Source organism: Marinilabilia salmonicolor, assembly GCF_003003035.1.
Taxonomy (GTDB): Bacteria; Bacteroidota; Bacteroidia; order Bacteroidales; family Marinilabiliaceae; genus Marinilabilia; species Marinilabilia salmonicolor_A.
This window is the reverse complement of record NZ_PVTS01000015.1, coordinates 53,631-74,444: the sequence shown is the minus strand read 5'-3', so window position 1 is coordinate 74,444 and position 20,814 is coordinate 53,631. Positions and strand designations below refer to the sequence as shown.

18 protein-coding genes are annotated in these 20,814 nt (G+C 45.0%); 15 read left to right on the top strand and 3 right to left on the bottom strand.

Translation table 11 applies throughout. The features are described 5' to 3' along the window. Positions 1-110: 110 nt before the first annotated feature. On the top strand, positions 111-1,328 hold the full coding sequence (locus tag BY457_RS14430) for a BaiN/RdsA family NAD(P)/FAD-dependent oxidoreductase (protein WP_106154034.1): 1,218 nt from the start codon (positions 111-113) through the stop codon (positions 1,326-1,328). Between the two features lie 5 nt (positions 1,329-1,333). On the opposite strand, the gene BY457_RS14425 is transcribed toward BY457_RS14430, so the two are convergent. Further along, positions 1,334-1,573: a hypothetical protein gene (locus tag BY457_RS14425; protein WP_106154033.1), complete on the bottom strand. Its 240-nt coding sequence runs from the start codon at positions 1,571-1,573 to the stop codon at positions 1,334-1,336. A gap of 195 nt (positions 1,574-1,768) precedes the next feature. Next, positions 1,769-2,854, bottom strand: coding sequence for a 5-aminoimidazole-4-carboxamide ribonucleotide transformylase (locus tag BY457_RS14420; protein WP_106154032.1), 1,086 nt, complete (start codon positions 2,852-2,854; stop codon positions 1,769-1,771). A gap of 438 nt (positions 2,855-3,292) precedes the next feature. Between BY457_RS14420 and BY457_RS14415 the strand changes: the two genes are divergently transcribed. Then, positions 3,293-3,841: a C40 family peptidase gene (locus tag BY457_RS14415; protein WP_106154031.1), complete on the top strand. Its 549-nt coding sequence runs from the start codon at positions 3,293-3,295 to the stop codon at positions 3,839-3,841. A 5-nt stretch (positions 3,842-3,846) separates the two neighbouring features. On the opposite strand, the gene BY457_RS14410 is transcribed toward BY457_RS14415, so the two are convergent. Further along, a complete protein-coding gene (locus BY457_RS14410) occupies positions 3,847-5,391 on the bottom strand; it encodes an AbgT family transporter (protein WP_106154030.1) in 1,545 nt (514 codons plus the stop codon). A gap of 225 nt (positions 5,392-5,616) precedes the next feature. Between BY457_RS14410 and BY457_RS14405 the strand changes: the two genes are divergently transcribed. The 13 genes from BY457_RS14405 to BY457_RS14345 all read left to right on the top strand — a co-directional run bounded on the left by BY457_RS14405 (position 5,617) and on the right by BY457_RS14345 (position 20,811). Continuing rightward, a complete protein-coding gene (locus BY457_RS14405) occupies positions 5,617-6,591 on the top strand; it encodes a glycosyltransferase family 4 protein (protein WP_106154029.1) in 975 nt (324 codons plus the stop codon). Positions 6,592-6,601: 10 nt separating this feature from the next. Then, entirely contained in the window at positions 6,602-7,642 is a 1,041-nt protein-coding gene (locus BY457_RS14400; protein ID WP_106154028.1) for a hypothetical protein, read from the top strand. Then, positions 7,639-8,700: a DUF354 domain-containing protein gene (locus BY457_RS14395; protein WP_106154027.1), complete on the top strand. Its 1,062-nt coding sequence runs from the start codon at positions 7,639-7,641 to the stop codon at positions 8,698-8,700. The genes BY457_RS14400 and BY457_RS14395 overlap by 4 nt, the downstream gene beginning before the upstream one ends. Then, on the top strand, positions 8,701-9,807 hold the full coding sequence (locus BY457_RS14390; RefSeq protein ID WP_106154026.1) for a DegT/DnrJ/EryC1/StrS family aminotransferase: 1,107 nt from the start codon (positions 8,701-8,703) through the stop codon (positions 9,805-9,807). It abuts the gene before it with no gap. After that, complete coding sequence (asnB, locus tag BY457_RS14385) at positions 9,795-11,663, top strand: asparagine synthase (glutamine-hydrolyzing) (protein ID WP_106154025.1); 1,869 nt, start codon at positions 9,795-9,797, stop codon at positions 11,661-11,663. The genes BY457_RS14390 and asnB overlap by 13 nt, the downstream gene beginning before the upstream one ends. A gap of 47 nt (positions 11,664-11,710) precedes the next feature. Continuing rightward, complete coding sequence (locus BY457_RS14380; RefSeq protein ID WP_106154024.1) at positions 11,711-12,424, top strand: polysaccharide deacetylase WbmS family protein; 714 nt, start codon at positions 11,711-11,713, stop codon at positions 12,422-12,424. Next, positions 12,390-13,508 (top strand): glycosyltransferase, encoded by a 1,119-nt coding sequence (locus BY457_RS14375; protein ID WP_106154023.1) that lies wholly within the window; start codon positions 12,390-12,392, stop codon positions 13,506-13,508. The genes BY457_RS14380 and BY457_RS14375 overlap by 35 nt, the downstream gene beginning before the upstream one ends. Further along, positions 13,502-15,157: a hypothetical protein gene (locus BY457_RS14370; protein ID WP_106154022.1), complete on the top strand. Its 1,656-nt coding sequence runs from the start codon at positions 13,502-13,504 to the stop codon at positions 15,155-15,157. The genes BY457_RS14375 and BY457_RS14370 overlap by 7 nt, the downstream gene beginning before the upstream one ends. 17 nt (positions 15,158-15,174) lie before the next feature. Next, positions 15,175-16,410, top strand: a complete 1,236-nt coding sequence (locus BY457_RS14365) for a DegT/DnrJ/EryC1/StrS family aminotransferase (protein ID WP_106154021.1) — start codon at positions 15,175-15,177, stop codon at positions 16,408-16,410. 201 nt (positions 16,411-16,611) lie between these two features. Then, the gene (locus BY457_RS14360) at positions 16,612-17,199 is read left to right on the top strand and encodes an acyltransferase (protein WP_106154020.1); all 588 of its coding nucleotides are present in this window, start codon (positions 16,612-16,614) and stop codon (positions 17,197-17,199) included. Between the two features lie 11 nt (positions 17,200-17,210). Continuing rightward, the gene (locus BY457_RS14355) at positions 17,211-18,266 is read left to right on the top strand and encodes a Gfo/Idh/MocA family protein (RefSeq protein WP_106154019.1); all 1,056 of its coding nucleotides are present in this window, start codon (positions 17,211-17,213) and stop codon (positions 18,264-18,266) included. Continuing rightward, a complete protein-coding gene (locus BY457_RS14350) occupies positions 18,247-19,536 on the top strand; it encodes a nucleotide sugar dehydrogenase (protein ID WP_106154018.1) in 1,290 nt (429 codons plus the stop codon). Before BY457_RS14355 ends, BY457_RS14350 begins: the two co-directional genes overlap by 20 nt. A gap of 39 nt (positions 19,537-19,575) precedes the next feature. After that, positions 19,576-20,811, top strand: a complete 1,236-nt coding sequence (locus BY457_RS14345; protein WP_106154017.1) for a glycosyltransferase — start codon at positions 19,576-19,578, stop codon at positions 20,809-20,811. Positions 20,812-20,814: the final 3 nt, after the last annotated feature.

Below are 20,814 nucleotides of genomic sequence, written 5' to 3'. Positions count from 1 at the left end.
AGAAAAGCACTTCACTGTTACGGGAAATAAGAAGTGACGTGTTTTTGGGTGACGGCTGTACTGTCGTCACCTTTTTTTACGAGCATTGTTGACAGAATAAAGAAGTGGAAATGAAAATTGCAGTTATAGGCGGTGGAGCAGCGGGGTTCTTTGCTGCGTTGACGGCTAAAGAGAATTATCCTGAAGCTAAGGTTTTCATCTTTGAGAAATCGACAAAAGTGTTGTCGAAGGTCAAAGTATCCGGTGGAGGTCGATGTAATGTCACCAATGCGGTTCCGAAAATATCAGATTTGATTAAAGCCTACCCGCGTGGAGGGAATAGCCTGAAGAAACTTTTTCATCAGTTTAGTAACCTGGATGCTATGCAATGGTTTGAGTCGCGTGGTGTCCCGTTGGTAACCCAGGACGACGGATGTGTGTTTCCCACTGCACAGGATTCGCAGGCGATCATTGATTGTTTTCTAAGGGAAGCCAATCGTCTGGGCGTGGAGATTCATACCTCTTCAGGTGTTTCTGAATTGGTTCCTCAAAAGGAGAAGTGGTCAATAAAATTTCATAAGAATGAAGGCCGTAACTGGGCTTTTGACAAAGTAATTGTTACAACCGGTGGCAGTCCGGGGGAGGAAGGACTTCAGTGGCTTGGAAAATTAGGGCATAGAATCGAATTTCCGGTACCTTCCCTATTTACCTTTAATATGCCGGAAGCTCCGGTCACCCGCCTAATGGGGCTGGTGGTTGAGGATGTTAAAGTGGGGGTGGAGGCAAGCAGGCTGTGTGCCGATGGTCCGCTGTTGATAACTCACTGGGGGATGAGCGGACCGGCCGTGTTAAAGCTCTCTTCTTTTGCTGCCCGGTATTTGCATGAACACAATTATGATTTCAATATTTATGTGAACTGGGTGGGGGCAGCTAATCCCGAAATTGTATCAAACAAACTGCAGGAAATCGTTGCCCGGCACCCGGGTAAGCAGGTGAACAATTTCAGACCATTTGCACTTCCCGAACGGTTATGGCTTTTCCTCATTGAAAAAATGGGCATTCCTGCCGACAAAAAGTGGAGCCAACTGGGAAAGAAAGAGGTCAACAAACTGGTTGAAACTCTTATCCGCGATATTTACCCGGTAAAGGGGAAATCAACCTTTCGGGAGGAATTTGTGACTTGTGGCGGGGTTTCGCTTAAGGCTGTAAATATGAAAACCATGCAAAGCAAAGTGGCTCCCAATCTGTATTTTGCAGGAGAGGTGCTTGACATTGATGCCATTACCGGTGGATACAACCTTCAGGCTGCCTGGACGACCGGCTATATTGCCGGTCACCTCAGACAATAACCTGATTATTTGACCTGATAAACTGAATCCTGTCCTTTAGCAATCGCTTCCTGAATTGATGTAAGTTCTGCAAGAGCATCTTCTTTGGTCTTGTATTCGCCCAGAACAGTCTGGTTACTTTGAAACAGAGAGGAATCACCAAACTGACCTACCAGAGCAGCTTTGTTTTTACTTCCTATGTTTCTCTCAACAGTAATTCGGATGATTTTAACCAGTTGTTGTTTACACTGTGTTCTAATCCACATAAGTAAGATGTTTTAGCCTAGTCTATTCATAAGTTTTCGTCATGAGATGTTCAAACACCAATAAATACGGGCAACCGCAAAGAAAATTGATGAAGGGAATAATAATTTATTTTTAAGTCAATTTTATTGAGGACGCCAGTATTTAGCCGGTAGTTGAACATTGTAATAGATAATTTATGAATAGTTCAGGTTAGTTTAGTGATGAAACAATCGGACTCCTATATTGATAAAGGTAATGCCATGTTTTTTTGCTGTTTCCATAATTTCCTGGTCACGGATGGAGCCGACAGGCGATGCAATGTACTGAATCCCATATTTTGCAGCCAGTTCGATGTTGTCTTTCTGAGGGAAGAATCCATCGGATATCAGGCATGACCCCTCTAAATCGTTAAGAACAATCTTGTCTGCAAATACTTCTTCTCGTTTTTGTTCTATAAGCTGATCCAGTTCTGTGCGCTTGAGTCCCTCGTGTTGTTTCAGGAATGAATAGTCGAGTTTCATCTTCTGGCACCACACATTGGCTTTGTTGAGTGCCAGCCCGCTGCAAAGAATTCTGGATTGCTGACCGGATCCGATACCAATTACCTGCCCGTTGTTGACCACACAAATGGAGTTGGATTGGGTGTATTTCAATGTGAGAATTCCCAGTTTGATGTCCGCGGCAATTTTCTCTGTTACCGGTTCTGATTCTGTGCGGATATCTTGTAACAACTCATCAGTAACCTTCAGCTGATTTCGTTTTTGGCGAATGGTTATGCCGAAAACTTCTCTTGACTCAATATCTTCCGGTTCATAATCCCGGTCTATGCTGAAAATTACATAACCCCCTTTTTTCTTGGTTTTAAGAATCTCCAGTGCTTCGGCCGAAAATCCGGGTGCAATCACACCATCAGAAACTTCTGATTTTATCATTTTGGCAGTTGCAGCATCCACTGTGTCGCTCAGCGCGATGAAATCCCCAAATGATGCCAGCCGGTCAGCCCCTCTTGCTCTCGCATATGCAGCTGCCAGTTCGGATGGTTCTGATTTGGTGAGATAAGCTTGTTTCTCTGTTTCGGAAAGAGTGCCTGAAATGGCCATTCCTGAAGGAGTCACATGTTTGAAGGAGGTGGCGGCGGCTTTACCAAGTGTTTTGGCTGTTTCTTTTACCAGTTGCCAGGAGTTGAGCGCATCCAGCACATTGATGACGCTGGGGTTGCCATTCAGAATTTTAAAAGCACCGGAGTTGTCAATGATTTCAGCAAAATCCTGATATGGATTCATTCCATACTTGAGTTTCATCGTAAGAAGGTTTTATGGTTTTTATACTTAACGGATGGATTACCATTCGATGGCACAAAGGTAAAAAAATTATTGCCGGAGGTAACCAGGCATTTGGGCCCGGAGGATCCCTGTCTTTATAACTTTCTGGCACAATAGATGTTATATCTATAATGGTCTGAGCCAAAGGATTTGGAACATGCATGGAACTTTGATAACTTAAATTTGTTAAAATCTTTAGGGTCTATAATGGAAGATATATGTATAAAGAAGATTGCTTCGCTTTGCTCGCAATGACTCCGTTTTAAAGGGTTTGGCAGGGGGCTGTCATTGCCAACGTAGTGAAGCAATTTCCATTTTTCAACCGGGCACCAATGATAAATATTATGCGAGAGCGAAGCAGTTTCATTCGTTTTCAAATTTGTAATTCTTATCAATTAATCACAAAATTTAATACTAATGCAAAAACGAACCGTTGTTTTACTTATAGTTGTATTGTCGCTTATTTCTTCCTGCGCCGAACAGTCTTACCCTGTTTCATCAACCGACATGAGTGAGATGCCGGGCAGTAACCGGGCCTTTAAACAGTTTGTCGCTGGAGGTGTGGAGAAAAAACTGAATACCGGGAATGTTCGCGCTTCTGATGTCATACGTACAGCCCGAAAATACATCGGGGTTCCCCATTGTATGGGTGGAACCACTTCAAAATGTATGGATTGCTCAGGGCTGTTGGTTCGCGCTTTTGCTACTCATGGGATAAATCTTCCCCACAATTCGGAGGAGCAAGCCAGGTATGGCAAGATATTGACTGATAAAGCCAGTTTGAAAAAAGGCGATCTGGTCTTTTTTATTCGTACTTACCGAACTTCCAATTACATTACTCATTCGGGGATTTATCTGGGAGACAATCAGTTTTTACACGCCTCCTCCAGTCGGGGAGTTACCATAACTTCGCTCGATAACTCCTGGTGGAAAGATAAATTTATCTTCGGAACCCGAATCTTTTAGTCGGGTTATAGGTAAATCCCTTCTCCCACACCAATGGGTAGATCAAGCCAAAACCAGACAAACAGAAGTGCCAGCCACATCAGAAACAATACGATGGCATAGGGCAATAAAAGTGAAATAACCGTGCCTATACCTACTTTCTTGTCGTATTGCCGGATCCAACCGATTAATAGCGGGAAATAGACGTAAAGCGGGCTGATGGAATTGGTGATGCTGTCACCGACCCGATACATCAGTTGTACAAAGGCAGGTGAGAATCCCAATTGAGCAAGCATGGGGATGAAAATCGGGGCAAAAATGGCCCATTTGGCCGAGCCACTTCCGATAAAAATGTTGATGATGGCCACCAGGGTCATAAAAAGCGTGAACATAAAGGGACCGGTAAGTCCGCTTGACTGAAGAAAATCAGCTCCGTGAATGGCCAGAATGGTGTCGAGTCGCGACCAGTTAAAGAGATTGATGAACTGTGCAACAACCAACATCAGGACGATATAGCCCGATAGGTTTTTCATTCCCTCGCCCATGAAATTGATTACATCGTCGGGGTGCTTTATGCTGCCGGTGGCTTTGCCATAAAAATATCCGGGTATGGCGAAAAGGAAAAAGAGAATGGGAACCAGACCTCGTAAGAACGGGGATGGCACGATGCCTCCCGTTTCCTGATTTCTTAGTGGTCCCCAGGCGGGAATGGTGAGTAATGAAATAATGGCGATGATAATGATGGCTGCAATGCCGGCATGTTTCAGTCCTCGTCTTTCTTCCGTGGTCAATGTGTGCGTATCCGGAACATCAATTTCTTCTTTGTTGCCCATGGAGAAACGCCTGGTTCTTGGGATGGTGTAACGGGTGACCACGAATGCCCCGCCCACGCCAAGCAAAATGGTGGATACAATCATGAAATACCAGTTGGCTGTTGCACTGACTTCGCCCACGCCCGGAAGTTTTGATGTTACTTCGGAGCTGATTCCTGCCAACAAAACATCTGTCCCGGCAATGAAGAAGTTGGCCGTGAATCCTGCTGTTGCTCCGGCATATCCTGCCACCAGACCGGCAATGGGGTGGAGGCCCATCTGGCTGAAGATAAGTGCGGCAATTGGGGGGACAATGACCACGCCTGCATCAGATCCGATGTTGCCACATGCTCCGATAATAAAAATCACGGGAAGCACTACCTTACGGGGAACGGAGAAAGCCAGGTTTCGCATCACCACTGAGAGAAGTCCGCTTTTTTCGGCAACGGAAACGCCCATCAGCATTACCAGCACCAGTCCCAAGGGGGCAAAGTGGGCAAAATTCGTAACCATCTCCTCAAGGAATCGTCGTAAACCATCTCCCGAAATCAGGTTCTGGGCCTTTACAATTTCCCCGGTTGCAGGGTCGGTGGCCTGAACTCCGAAAAATGAGGTGATGAAACTGATGAAGACAATAAAAAGAGTAATCCATACAAACATCCAGAACGGATGGGGCAGTTTGTTACCCATTCGTTCTATCCAATCAAGAAAACTACTGCTCTTTTCTTTAGGAGTGGTGACTTTTCCGTTGGTTCCCATGTGCTTTATTTTACTGACGGTTATAAATTAGAAATCCTCAGGTTCAAATATGCAAAAAATATCCAAATCCCTTTTTATTGCTGGCACTTATATACAAAAATCTTTAATTGGTCAAATACTTATAGTCACTGACCAGTCTTCTCTGCACGAGGCCTTTGAATTCCTTAAATTTAATTGCCGTAACAACCGGATTTTTCCTTTCCGGAACCGGATAAACCGAATAGAATGGATGTAGCCGCAAATCTTTTTACCGGGAGGGTGCTTTTTGTTTGTAGTGCCGTGCGAAAGGGGAGGTGCACTGAAGTCGTGGCAGAGCAATCCAGAGGATTAAAAAAAAGAGGTGTAAGAGTCTCTTTTTTTCAACTTGAAAAGGGAGGGTTTGCCGGTTATGTAAAGGAAATTTTTCGGTTGAGAAGGTTTCTAAAGCAACACGAGTTTGAGGTAATTCATGCACATTACGGACTGAGTGCTGTGGTAGCCAGTTTGGCAGGGGCCCGGTCATTGGTGGTTTCGCTCATGGGAAGTGATGTGTTCGGCCCCCTTTGGTTGTTGTGGCTGGGAAGGTTTTTCTCTGCATTTTTCTGGCCTTGTGTCATTGTTAAAAGTCAACAGATGGCAAATCGGCTGGGCGTCAGAAGTGTGAAGGTAATTCCCAACGGAGTGGATTTGACCATATTTCGGGAAATTCCACGTGAAGAAGCCCGAATCAAGATGGGATGTTCTTGTAGAAAAGTTGTTTTGTGGCCGGCCAATCCGGATCGGGAGGTTAAAAATGTAAAACTGGCTCTTGATACCTCGAAATTGCTGGTTCCGGAACAGGTTGAGCTGAAAATTATATACGATGTTCCCACCAGACAAATGCCCTGGTTTTACAATTCGGCAGAGGTGGTTTTGGTGACTTCCCGATGGGAAGGCTCACCCAATGTGGTAAAGGAGGCATTGGCTTGTAATGTTCCGGTGGTCTCAACGCCCGTGGGCGACGTGGAAATGTGGTTGCAGCAGGTGGACGGTTGTGAGGTGGTTGCCCCCGAAGCACATGAACTTGCTGACGCAATACGGAGAGTAATTGGCAGGGGGAAAAGAATTAACGGTCGTGCGGTAATCGGTCAACTGGATATTGATCGTATTTCTGCCAGATTAATGAATGAATATCTGGCGGTTTCACTGACCACGCACGGAAGAACAGCAAAAATCAGATAAAGGTACCAGGATGGCACTGAGAGTAGTAACAGATATTGCAAAGATAGATCGTAAGGTTTGGGCTGATTTTGTGAACAATCATCCGGACGGGAGCATTTTTCAGATGCCCTGGATGTATGAGTTGCATCAATTGACCAGCCTGCAGCATCCGATTGCCATTTTTGCATTTGATGGTCCTTTATTGGTCGGGTTAATGATTGGTGCCAATTTTAGAAGTGCGACATTCCCATTCTCCTGGCTGACAAGACGTCAAATGATAATTGGCGGACCATTGGTGGCTAACGACAACAGAGATGTGCTTGAGATCATTCTGGAGTGCCTCGTAAAAGAATTTGGGCATAAGGCAATCTTTACAGAAATAAGAAATCTGAAACTTGGGCTTTCGTTGAAACCCGTATTTGAAGATGCCGGGTTTTATTATGAGTCCCTGCTTTCGGTAATTATTGAAATGAACAGGAAATCCGGTGTTTTATGGGATTCTCTCTCTCCTGAAAGAAGGGAGAATATCAATAAAATGTCTCAGGTGTCCGGCCTTATTCGGGATTTGCACGGGACAAGAGATATGACCAATGCCTGGAGAGTTCTTCGTTTTGCCATTGGTAAAAAAGGACTTCCCGTACCACATCGTTCTCTGTTCCGGTTTTTGGATGAACTGGAGATGATAAAACCTTATGCTGCCATTAAAGGATTTGAAGTAGAAGAAGAGTTGAGGGCAGTGGTGGTGGTTATGAAATTTCAGAAAAGAGCCTTTTTCTGGATGGAGGGACACTGCCTGAAGCCCGACTCGGAATGGATGTATGATGGTTTTGTCTGGCAGATAATTCAGGAATTGGAAACCGAGGGGATTCAGTTACTGAATTTGGGCAACGCCGGGCGTCCCGGCAGAGATTTCCGAAGCCGTCAATATAAAAAATCCTATGGGGGAACCATCCGCGAAACCGGCCGGTACATCTATGTGCATAAATGGGGCCTCTGGAATTTCAGACGCTTCTTTTATCGTTGGTATAAGCAGGTCCGAATCTGTTTTTACAGAAAATATTGTAGTGTATGAGGATATTTCTCGATATAGGACACCCGGCTCACGTTCATTATTTCAGGAATTTCATCCGTATTATGGAGGGAAAAGGCCATCGGTTTATGGTCACCGCCCGTAACCGGGAACATGTGACGGAACTGCTTAATCATTACAAAATTCCCTTTGTTGATCGCGGAGCAGGAGGCCGGACTTCATTGGGTAAAATTCTTTATCTGGTTAAGACTTCATGGCAACAATATTTGCGTGCCCGCAAATTTAAACCGGATTTATTTCTGGATTTCAGTACCATTTATTCTGGATTTGCATCCCGGATGCTCAAGAAACCTTACATCACGTTTACCGATACTGAAACAACCGGTTTATACCGTTTTTTTATCCGGCCATTCACAAAAAAGGTCTATACACCTGTTTGTTTTTCGCGTTATCTGGGTGCAGAACATAAGCGGTTTAACGGATTAATGGAGTTGAGTTATCTGCATCCCCGCTATTTTGAGCCTGATGCATCAGTGTTGGAATTGCTGAATATCAAAGAGAATGAACCTTTTGCAATTGTTCGATTTGTTGGTTGGTCAGCTGTTCACGACAGGGGTAAGCAAGGGTTTTCCCTCAGAGGCAAAATTAAATTAGTGAACACTCTTCAGAAGTATGGCCGGGTGTTTATCAGTTCGGAAGGTCCTTTGCCTGAGGAGCTTGAGCCACTGAGGCTGAGGCTGCCCTCTGCTCGTATCCACGATTTGCTTTTTTATGCCACCCTGTTGGTGGGCGAGGGAGCCACCATGGCTACAGAGGCTGCCATTCTTGGAACACCTGCAATTTATCTTGCCGATTTTAAGTTGGGAAATCTTACATATCTGGAAGAAAAGTACGGATTGGTATTGAATTTTAGGACATCTGAAAAGGAACAGGATCTGGCACTTAAAAGTGCAGCAATGCTGCTGAGCCGTCCGGGCACCAAAACCAATAGCGGACGACAGGCCGAGAAGCTGTTGGAAGATCATGAGGATGTGACCGCTTTCGTGGTTAATGAAGTTCTCCAAAATTATGATGAATTATCAAGAAAGGAAGTGAATTAAATGAGTTACAGAATACCACTGATAAAACCCTTTATAAACGACCGCGTCAAGGAGCTGGTTGATGAAGTTCTTGATTCAGGTTTTCTTACAGAAGGACCTGTGACACGTCAGTTTGAAGAGTCGGTTGCTTCCTACATCGGGGTCCCTCATGCCATTGCTTTTACTTCATGTACCACCGGAATTGAGACGGCTTTACGGGTGGCCGGTATTGGTGCAGGTGATGAGGTGATTGTTCCGGACTATACTTATCCTGCCACCGCCAATGCTGTTAAAATTGTGGGTGCCGTTCCGGTAATTGTGGATGTGGATCCGCAGACGCTCTTGATGGATTATGATAAAATGGAAGAGGCTGTATCTGCAAATACCAAAGCTGTTATTCCGGTTTCTTTGTTCGGGAATCCGTTGGATTTTGACAGGCTGATGATGGCAAAAGAGCGGTATGGACTTTTGATTATTGAAGATGCTGCCTGTGCCCTGGGAAGTTCTTTTAAAGGGCGAAAAACAGGTGGATGGAGTGATATGACGGTTTTTAGTTTTCATCCCCGTAAGTTTATTACCACAGGTGAGGGTGGGATGGTCACCACTCAAAATGCGCAATGGGCCGAAGCAATGCATCAGTACAAGCATTTCGGGATGGGGAAGTCTGTGGGCCGTGAGGAAATGGTCTTTCAGGATACCGGCACCAATTACAAAATGAGTAACCTCCTTGCCGCAGTGGGGCTGGCCCAGATGGAGAAGATTGATGACTTGCTGAATGAACGTATGCTGCTTGCGGAAAACTATCGTAAGCTGCTTCACGGAAACCAAAAGATAAGAATTCCCGAAACAACAGGGAACGGTATGCATTCATATCAAAGTTTTGCCGTGTTTGTACCTGATCGTGACAGAGTGATGCGGCAAATGAGAGCAGAGGGAATTGAGGTCCAGATTGGAACGTATGCATTGCACCAGCATCCTGCTTTTCAGCAGCTGGGAGTTCGTTTGCGTGGCCAATATCCCGGAAGCATCAGGGCATGGGAGGAAACGCTTGTGTTGCCAATGTTTCATTCAATGACCAGCGCCGGGCAAACCGAAGTGGTGCAAAAACTGACATTATGTGTGGAATAACAGGAATCTTGAACCATAACGATGAACCGGTATCTGAGGAGCTTTGCCAAAAGATGACGAGGGTGCTCGCTCACAGAGGTCCCGATGGAGAAGGTGTATGGAATTCCGGTGCCTACGGAACGGGGCATCGGCGACTGGCAGTGCTTGATTTGTCAGTGGCCGGACATCAACCGATGGTCAGCCGTGACGGCCAACTGGTACTATCCTACAACGGAGAAATTTACAACCATCGGGAGATCAGAGAAGAATTGAAAACTGAAGGTTACCGGTTTCAGGGACGTTCAGATACGGAGGTTGTGCTCAATGCGCTTCACTGCTGGGGGAAGGAAGCCATTCTGAAGTTCAACGGTATGTTTGCCTTTGCAGCCTGGTTTGTTCAGGAACAGCGATTGTTACTGGGCCGTGATCGGTATGGAATTAAACCCCTCTATTATTTTGACCATCCGGAGGTTTTTCTCTTCGGCTCAGAGATTAAAGCCATCCAGCAACATCCGGCTTATCGGTTTAAAGTTTCTGCTGATGCCTTGACGGAATACTTTTCTTTTCAGAATATCTTTAGTGATCTGACGCTTTTTGAGGGAGTGAAACTCTTGCCTGCAGGTCACTTCATGGAGGTTCGGAAAGGAAATTCAACTCCTGAAAAACAAAAATACTGGGATTTTAATTTCAACCCTTTGTCCATGTCACAAACCGAAGCGGAGACTGAATTACACAGGCTCTTCGAACAGGCTGTTGAGCGTCAGCTGGTTTCTGATGTGGAAGTTGGCGCTTATCTGAGCGGAGGAATGGATAGTGGAGGCATTACCTGTGTGGCTTCACGAAAGTTCAATAACCTTAAATCATTCACCGCGGGCTTTGATTTATCCTCGGCATCGGGTCTGGAGCTCAATTTTGATGAAAGGGAGCGTTCCGAATATCTTTCTAATTTGTACAAGACTGAGCATTATGAAGTCGTCCTCAAAGCGGGTGATATGGAGCGGGTGATGCCAGGACTTATCAGCCATCTGGAAGATCTGCGGGTAGGGCAGTCTTATCCCAATTATTATGTTTCGCGCCTGGCCGGACGTTTTGTGAAAGTTTGTCTTTCGGGGGCCGGAGGTGATGAACTGTTTGCCGGTTATCCGTGGCGATATTATCACAATACTGTCAACGGCTACAGCAACGGTTTTGCCGATCAATACTTTAAATACTGGCAGCGACTTGTGCCGGACCAATTTCGCGACTCATTTTTTAATGGTCGGATTCGTCCGCTGATTGATTATGACCGACCGGCCAGGGTATTTAAAGATTTGCTGGATGAAGGTCATTCTGATGTTGCTGATCCGAAAGCTTACATCAACAGTTCCCTTTATTTTGAAAGTAAGACCTTTCTGCATGGATTATTGCTGGTGGAAGATAAACTAAGTATGGCTCACGGTCTGGAAACGCGTCTTCCCTTTCTGGATAATGACCTGGTAGATTTTGCCATGAAAGTGCCTGTGGAACTGAAACTTCGTGACTGGAAAAATGGAAACAGAATCAATGAAAATGACTTGACAGGCAAGGCTTTTCAGTTCAAATCAACCACTACGGATGGTAAAATCCTGTTGCGCCAAATGTTGCAGCGCTATGTGCCGGAAGATTATTGTAACGGCCGCAAGCAGGGATTTTCAGCACCCGATGCAAGTTGGTTTAAGGGAGAAAGCGTGGATTATATCCGACGTTTGTTATTTGATAAGAATGCCCGATTGTATGAATACATTGATGCGGATGTGGCTCAAAAACTGATGACCGATCACCTTGAAGGCAAAGAGAACCGCCGGTTACTTATCTGGTCGTTGTTGAGTTTTGAATGGTGGCTGAGGATATTTGGATAAATTCTATAGGATAGAAAAAATACGAATATGGGTAAAGAGGATGTGATATGAGAACTGTTATTACAATCGACATTGACTGGGTACCGGATAAGGTGCTGGAATATACGTTGGAGCTTTTGTCGAAAGCGGGGGTTCCATGTACAATTTTTGCCACTCATGCCACCGGATTGTTGAACGGGCTTGACAGAAATCAGTTCGAAATAGGAATCCATCCTAATTTTAACCCATTACTGAACGGTTCAAAAAAAAACAACGGAAATCCAGAGGACGTTGTGAGACGATTAAAAGAAGCATTTCCCCAGGCCCGGGGCATTCGTTCCCATTCATCCCTGGTAAGTAATGTTTTGGTTGAGCTGTTTTCCGAAATGGGCTTCGATTATGAGAGTAATGTGTGTTTGCCCTACAGTCGCCGGTTAGAGACGCTACCTTTATGGAATGATATGCTGCGCATCCCTTTTAACTGGGAAGATTATCTGCATTTCTCTTACGGAAAGGATTTTTCGGAAGCAGGACTTGATTTCAATAACGGATTAAACATTATGACGTTTCATCCAATACATATTTTTTTGAATACGGAAACGCTTGAAAGATATCTCGGAGCCAAACGTTTTTATCAGGATCCGGAGCATCTTGCAGGATATAGAAACCCGGGAAAAGGGGCTGAAACACTGTTGCAAAAAATTCTGGACAGGAAGCTGGAATTTACAAAAATGGAAGATTTAGTTGATGAGTACAGGAAAGGGAAAATTACATACGAGTAAACTCAGGGTTTTTGTAGGTCCTGGAAATACCGCCGGTAATGCACATTACATTGCCCGGGCACTCAGAAGTGCTGGAGTGAGGGCTGTTAGTTACTGTTACCGGGCTCATGAATTCGGGTATCCCACGGATAAGACAGTGAGTCAGTTTCGATCTTTGAAGCGAAAAGGTTTTGTAAAACTGATAAATAACCGCTTTGTTTTGAGACCCTTGAATGCAATGATCCGGTTCTGGTTTTTCCTGACGGTATTGTTTCGTTACGACTTGTTTTATTTCATTTCACCCATTACATTTTTTGAGAATCACCGGGATCTTGCGGTGTTGAAATTTTTTCGAAAGAAGATTGCTTTTTTCTTTCCGGGGTGTGCAGAGAGAGATCCGTATGACACCCTGAATACCATGAAGTACAGCGATTGCTGGTATTGTAACGATGTGGCTAAACAGCAGTATTGTCTGTGCCATGAGCCAAAACTGAAAAGAAGTAAGATAGAATATTTTGAGGAGAAAGCTGATTTTATTTTTTCCCGGCCAAATACTTCAGGATTTTTAAAAAATCCTGAAAAGGCACTCCCGATGTGGCTGATGACAGATGCTCCGAAACAACCGGTTGACCTGCAGCGCTACCGGGATGGAGGTCCCTGGGGCATTATGCACTTTCCGTCTCATCAGGAGCTTAAAGGGACGCGATATGTGGAAGCAGCCATAGCATCGCTGAATGGAAAGTTTAAGATTCGGTACTTGTCTGATAGAATGACCAATAGTGAAGTTCTGGAGAATCTGGAGAAGGCCCACATCCTGGTTGATCAGTTTACCCATACTTTCGGGCTGCTGGCCATAGAGGGGCTGTCTCGCGGGTGTGTGGTTGTTTGCCGGATGGAAGAGTGGGCCCGTAAATGCTATCCTGATATCCCACTGGTAAGTTGCAACCCCGAGGATCTGGAGCAAACAATAGAGAGCCTGCTTCACAATCCTGACCGGATGCAGAAAATTGCAGAAGCCGGCATTCGTTGGTTTCATGAAAATGCCACTTTGCAGGTGGTGGGCAACAGAATGTTGAATGTTTTTGAAAAAAATAAGTTATGCTGAAACGAACGGGAAGGTTGATTTTTATTTCTGTCCTTTTTCTTCGGGTGGTTCTGCCTTTTGAGAATCTTCATGGGCAACAGGTCCCCGTACACATCGATAATTATGAGATTTATGAATTGTTGGATGAACTGGCTGACCTGGGGGTTATCGATATCAATACCATTGCCAGACCTTACGGACGAAAGTTCATATCTGACCGGCTGGTGGAGGCATCGGAGCATGATGGCTTACCCGCAAGGATTAAAAAGGAGATCGCTTTCTATTTGCGGGACTATCAAAAGGAACAAACCCGGACCAAACCTGAAAACAAACGTTTTGATCTTTTTTATTATTCCGATTCTCTTTTTCAGGTGACTGTTAACCCTGTTCTGGGACTTGAGGTGCTGTCATCCGGGGGCGATTTGGCCTGGCATCGTTTTAACGGGGGCGAGTTGCATGGAACTATTGGTGAGCACTTTGGATTTTATGCTTCTTTGCGTGACAATCATGAGTCGGAGTTATTAGGAGGAACGGACTTTTTGGTCTCCCGAAGGGGAGCTGTATATAAAAGCGATGATGACAGCGGTGATTATAGTGAAGCCAGAGGCGGCATTACCTGGTCATGGAAGTGGGGTACGGCCGGTCTTCATAAAAACTCTTATCAGTGGGGGTATGGATACAACGGGACTAATATTTTTTCCGGCAACACCCCTTCGCATGCTTATTTTTCGCTCACTCTAAGTCCGTTGCCCTGGGTTCAGCTCGATTATATGCATGGTTGGCTGGTATCGGAAGTGGTGGATAGCGCAGAATCGTTCAATTATTATGATGGAACGAGGGAGGTTTTTGCCAACAAGTATGTGGCAGCCAATTTGATAACTGTTCGTCCTCTGGCAGGATTGTATATTTCTGCCGGAAACAGCATTGTTTATGCCGATACCAATGTGAATCCGGCATTTTTGAATCCGGTGATGTTTTACAAGTCGGTGGATCACACCTACAATGGTGCTTCAAATGAGGTGGGGCAAAATGCACAGATGTTTTTTGGCATTAGCAGTCGGCAGATTCGTAACCTTCATCTTTATTCTACCTTTTTTGTGGATGAGATATCTACGAACCGGATGTTTGATAAAGAACAGCAATCCAATTATATAAGTTTGAAAGCGGGTGCCCGGCTTACTAATATTGTGGATGGCACAGCTCTTACTGTTGAATATACGCGCAGTAATCCAATGGTGTATCAACATAAAATTCCCACAACAACCTGGGAAAGCAATCGTTACAATATGGGGCATTATCTGAAGGATAACAGCGACGAGATCTTCCTGAGTTTGAAGTACCGGCCTGTTCGCGGTGTGCGATTGGAGTTGTCACACTTGCTGGCCCGAAAGGGAAAAGATTATCAGGAGATAATAAAAGGAGGTACCGAATCGGATTATTCTGAAATAAACAGCGATGAACCCCGGTGGGGCCTGCCGTTCATGGACGAGGTAAGGTGGGAGATGCAGAAAACTGAGTTCAAAGGCAGTTGGCAGATCATCAACGATGGATATGTCTATTTTTCGGTAATCCACCGGGATATCAGTGGGGCCGACCGGGAAAAATATTTGCCTCCTTTTTTGAATCATAATGGTTTGAGCGGTAAATTCGGCATTAATTACGGGTTTTAAAATTTTGCAAGTTAACAATGGTCAAAGAACAGAGAGATATACCGATGGTTGATCTTACAAGTCAGTATCAGCGCCTGAAGCCCGGAATTGATGAAGCTATGAGCGGGGTGCTGACACGTGGAGATTATATCAACGGGAGTGTTGTGAAAAGTTTTAGCAATGCACTTGCCGGGTACCTTGGGACCGGGTACGTTATTCCCTGTGCCAACGGGACAGACGCTCTGCAGGCTGCGTTGATGGCGTTGGAGCTTTCTCCCGGTGATGAGGTGATTACCACCTCTTTTTCATTTATTTCCACGGTTGAGGTTATTGCCCTGTTAGGACTTCGTCCGGTTTTGGTGGATATTAATCCGGATACTTTAAATATCGATCCGGATGCAGTCCGGGATGCAATAACCGGGCGAACCCGGGTTCTTCTTCCGGTTCATCTGTTTGGTCAACCTGCCGCCATGAGTGAAATTATGGAGATTGCGCGGCTTCACAATCTTTTCGTGATTGAAGATGCCGCTCAAAGTCTCGGAGCTTCCTGTTTTATGAATGGGAATGAAACGAGCATGGCAACGATAGCCTCAAAAGAGAATCTAAACAATCAACCATGCGAGTTCCATCAGACCAATAACTTAAATAAATTATTTACTGATGAAATTAAAGTGGGTACCATTGGCCATATTGGCTGTACCTCTTTTTTCCCGACCAAGAATCTGGGATGTTTTGGTGATGGGGGTGCATGCTTTACCGATGACGAACGAATTGCCGAACGACTGCGGATGATCGTGAACCATGGTGCCAGAAAGAAGTATCTCAATGAGATTGTGGGGATGAACTCCCGGCTGGATACCTTGCAGGCGGCTGTGTTGTCGGAGAAATTGTTGCACCTGGATGACTTTATTGACAGACGCCGGAACGCTGCACGAGTTTACCTTGAAGAGTTGAAGAACCTTTCAGGATTGGGGTTGCCATTCCCGACAGAGCACGACACTCATACCTTTAATCAGTTTACCGTGAGGGTTAAAAATGATCGGCGCGATATGTTAAAGAGTTTCCTCGCAGAAGCAGAAATTCCTTCCATGGTTTATTATCCTTTGCCGTTGCACCGGCAGCCGGTTTTTAAAGCTTTATGCAAAGATGATTTGCATCTTCCGGAAAGTGACTCGGCCTGCAAAGAAGTCTTGTCCTTGCCGATGCATACCGAAATGACAGAAACGCAACAGGAATATATCATTCAAAAAATTAGAATGTTTTTTAGGAAATAGGATTTTTCCCTTACCTACATTATACATAAGACAGGTAAGATGTAAACAGGCTGAAAGCCTGATAGCAATAGCCCGGGGCAACGCCCTGGGTTTTGAGATAACCCTTAGGCCCCCTCTCATTATTGGTCGCGTCGCGACCAATAATGAGAGGGGGGGAGTTGTTACAATATTCCTTTATGGACAGAAACTAAATAAATATTTATGCAGGAATTATCATTACCCAAAATTCATTCGTCAGCAGTGATTGATGACAGGTGTGAGATAGGGCCCGGAACAACCATCTGGCATTTTTGCCATGTGATGAGTGATTGCCGCATCGGACAAAATTGTAACCTGGGACAGAATGTGGTTGTTTCTCCCGGAGTGGTGCTGGGCAACAATGTTAAGGTTCAGAATAATGTCTCTGTTTATACCGGTGTCATTTGCGAAGATGATGTTTTCCTGGGACCCTCGTGTGTCTTTACCAATGTTTCTAATCCGAGGAGCGCGGTGCCCCGCCGTAATCAGTACGAGGAAACTTTGGTTAAAAAGGGAGCCACCATCGGAGCCAATGCCACCATTGTTTGTGGTCACACCATTGGTCGGTTTGCTTTTATCGGCGCCGGTGCTGTGGTAACGCATGATGTACCTGATTATGCCCTGATGGTTGGGAATCCGGCCAGGCATACCGGCTGGATGAGCGAATTCGGCCACCCATTGGTGTTCGGGGATAATCGTATGGCTGTTTGTCCGGAAAGTGGCGACCAATACAAGTTTCAGGAGGGGAAAGTGGTTAAAGTCAGTTTATAAATCAAGCAAAAATGGTAACATCAGATAAAATCAAATTCGCAATTGTAGGTCTCGGTAGAATTGGTAAAAGGCATGCGGCTATGATTCAGGAAAATCCGGAAGCAGAACTTTGCGCGGTGTGCGATGTGCGAAGTGCGGCGGAAACCGGATGGGATCAGGATCATATTCCGTACTTTAATGATTATGCGCAGATGCTGGAAAACCTGGACGATTGTCATGTTGTGAATATTTGCACGCCCAACGGACTTCATGCGGGGCAGGCGGTGAAGGCCCTTGAACAACGGAAGCATGTTGTTGTGGAGAAGCCCATGGCATTGACGCGGATGGAGGCTGAAGCGGTTATTCATAAAGCATTGCAGGTCTCCCGGCAGGTGTTTACAGTGATGCAAAACCGGTATTCCCCACCTTCAGTTTGGCTGAAGGAGGTAATGGATAAAAAACTGCTTGGGGAGATTTACTTTGTGCAACTCAATTGCTTCTGGAATCGGGACGATCGTTATTATCAGAATAATGGATGGCACGGAACAGCCGATCTTGACGGAGGTACACTTTATACCCAATTTTCCCACTTCATTGATATTTTGTATTGGTTGTTTGGAGATGTTACCGATATTCAGGCAAATTTTAATGATTTTGCACATCAACATTCCACCGATTTCGAGGATAGTGGTTCTGTGATGTTTAATTTTGTCAATGGCGGAATGGGTAATATCAATTTTTCCACAGCAGTGTGGGACCGCAACCTGGAAAGTACTATTACCATTATCGGTGAAAACGGTACCATTAAAGTGGCCGGACAGTATATGAATGAAGTGGTGGAGTGTAATATCAGGGATTATCAGAAGCCTGAACTGCCTGCTTCCGCCCCGCCTAATGATTATGGGGGGTACAAAGGGTCAGCGGCCAATCATCATTTTGTTATAGACAATGTTATTCAAACCCTCAGGGAACAGACATTCGTTACCACTAATGCCCTGGAGGGAATGAAAGTCGTGGATATTATTGAGAGAATTTATCATCATAGAAAAAATAAATCATTCAAATCTTATGTATCAGCAACTAATTAACAAAGAGGCCAAGCTGTCAGTAGTAGGCCTGGGATATGTAGGGCTTCCCATCGCATTGGAATTTGCCCGGAAAATGAAGGTAATCGGTTTTGATATCAAACCGTCTCGCGTAGAACTCATGAAAAAGGGAATTGACCCCAGTAATGAGTTGGAAACTGCCGATTTCGATGGTTGTGACATTGAATTTACCAGCAATCCATCAGATCTGAGGGAGGCGACCTTTCATGTGGTGGCCGTTCCTACGCCAATTAATAAACACAATCTGCCGGATCTTAATCCTTTGCTGAGTGCATCCCGTACTGTTGGTAAAGCATTGAAAAAGGGTGATTTTGTAGTTTTTGAATCCACTGTTTATCCCGGATGTACCGAAGAGGATTGTGTGCCTATTCTGGAAGAGGAATCGGGACTGAAATTCAATAAGGATTTTAAAGTGGGCTACTCTCCCGAGCGGATCAATCCCGGCGATAAGGAGCATACACTGACAAAAATCCTGAAAATTGTTTCTGGTAGTGATGATGAAGCTCTGGAGGTAATTTCTGATGTTTATGGTTCTATTATAAAAGCAGGAATCCATAAGGCCAGTTCCATTAAAGTTGCAGAGGCGGCTAAAATTATCGAGAACACACAGCGTGATGTGAATATTGCTCTGATGAATGAGTTGTCTTTGATATTCAATCGTTTGAATATTAATACTTATGAAGTATTGGAGGCAGCCGGAACCAAATGGAATTTTCTGCGATTCTTCCCCGGCCTGGTTGGAGGTCACTGTATTGGGGTGGATCCTTACTACTTAACCTACAAAGCCAACGAGTTGGGCTATCACTCCAAGATCATCACCGGTGGCCGGGTGATCAACGATGCCATGGGCCCCTATGTGGCTAAGCAGGTAGTGAAAAAACTGATCTCCAAAGGTCACAAAATTAATGGCTCCAAAGTCCTGATTATGGGAGCAACCTTCAAGGAGAATGTGAGTGATATTCGTAATTCCAAAGTGGCTGATGTATATAACGAACTGCGCTCCTTTAGTGTGGATGTGGACGTTGCCGACCCTCATGCTTCCTCCGAGGAGTTGATGGAAGAGTATGGCTACGGATTGGTGGATGAAATCAAAGAGTCCTATCATGCAGTTATTCTGGCTGTAAATCATGATGAATATATGAAACTTGATGAGTCTTACTTCAAGTCCATAACCATTGATGATGCCCTGTTTGTTGATGTGAAAGGGGTCTTTAAAGAGAAGATCAAGGAATTGGATTACTGGAGTTTGTAATAAATGAAGCCGGTAGAGGTTTCATAAACTGGTAATATCGTGTCAAAAACAGAAGAATCTGCCGGCAGATCCCGGACAATCCTGTATCTGTTGCCTGTTGCTTTTTTTCAAAAATCTGATGAGCCCGGGTTTCAGGTGCAGACACTGAACTTTAGGACTGCCTTCAGCTTTATGACTCCGGAACTTCGAGAAAAAGGTATGGAAGTGGCTCTGGTTTCATTGAATAACAATGAACGGCAGATTGAGTATGGACGTGACTATCTGGCTAAGGCAGGCTTGTCCGGGGCTTGCCGTGCCTTTTTCTTTGAGCGAAAAGCGGGTAGAGGAAGGCTGTTTCCACAACTCTTGCAGTTTTTGTTTAATCTGCGTTGGTTGTTTCAGGTAATGCGGCATGTCAGACCTCATGTGCTTTATGGTTACAACGATGTGGGGACTTTGTACGGTGTTTTGCTCAAATTGATTTTTCGTTTCCGCCTGGTTTATGATATGCGGGGAGACCGCGTAAATGAAATGGCTGTTCAGGGTGCTCCCGGTTGGCGCATTCGGCTTTACAACTTTATCCGGAAACTTTGTCTCAGTAAAAGCGACCTGGTGTTTACGGTTTCCAATGAGTGCCGTGATTTGCCGGAAGGTCAGAGGCATGTGGCAAAATACAACTTTTACGATGCCACACTTTTTTCTTTTAATGAAGAGGAGGCACGTCGGATGAAGGACGAGTCAGGTCTGGCTAACCGATTTGTCATGGTATATAGTGGTACCGATAAATATTATCAGATGGTGCCGCAGATGGTTGCATTTTTTGCCGGGTTTCGGAAAGTTTGTCCCGATGCTTTTTTTATGATTAATATCCCTCTCAGGTCGGAGGTTTTTGAGAGAGAGCTTCAAAAGTGGGATTTGCCCGATGATTCGTTTCGTGTTTTTCATCTTTCTCAGAATGATTTGAACCGATATCAGACAGTGGCAGATCTGGCCTTGTTGATTCGTGAGGATCTGCCTTTGAATCATGAGGCTTTCCCCACTAAGTTTCCGGAATATCTCGCAGGCGGAGTTCCCGTGTTGGTAACCCCCCATGTGCATACCCTGGCTTCGATGGTTCGGAAAAACGGACTCGGGGAGGTGTGGAGTGATGAAGAAACGGCTGAGGATCTGTATGAGCGTTTGCGTTGGTATCGCAACAACTGGCAGAAAAAAAGAGATTGTGCCCGGTTTGCCCGTGAAAAATTGTCATGGCAAAACAATGCTTCATCTTTGGCCGGAATCCTTGATTCTCTTTAATAA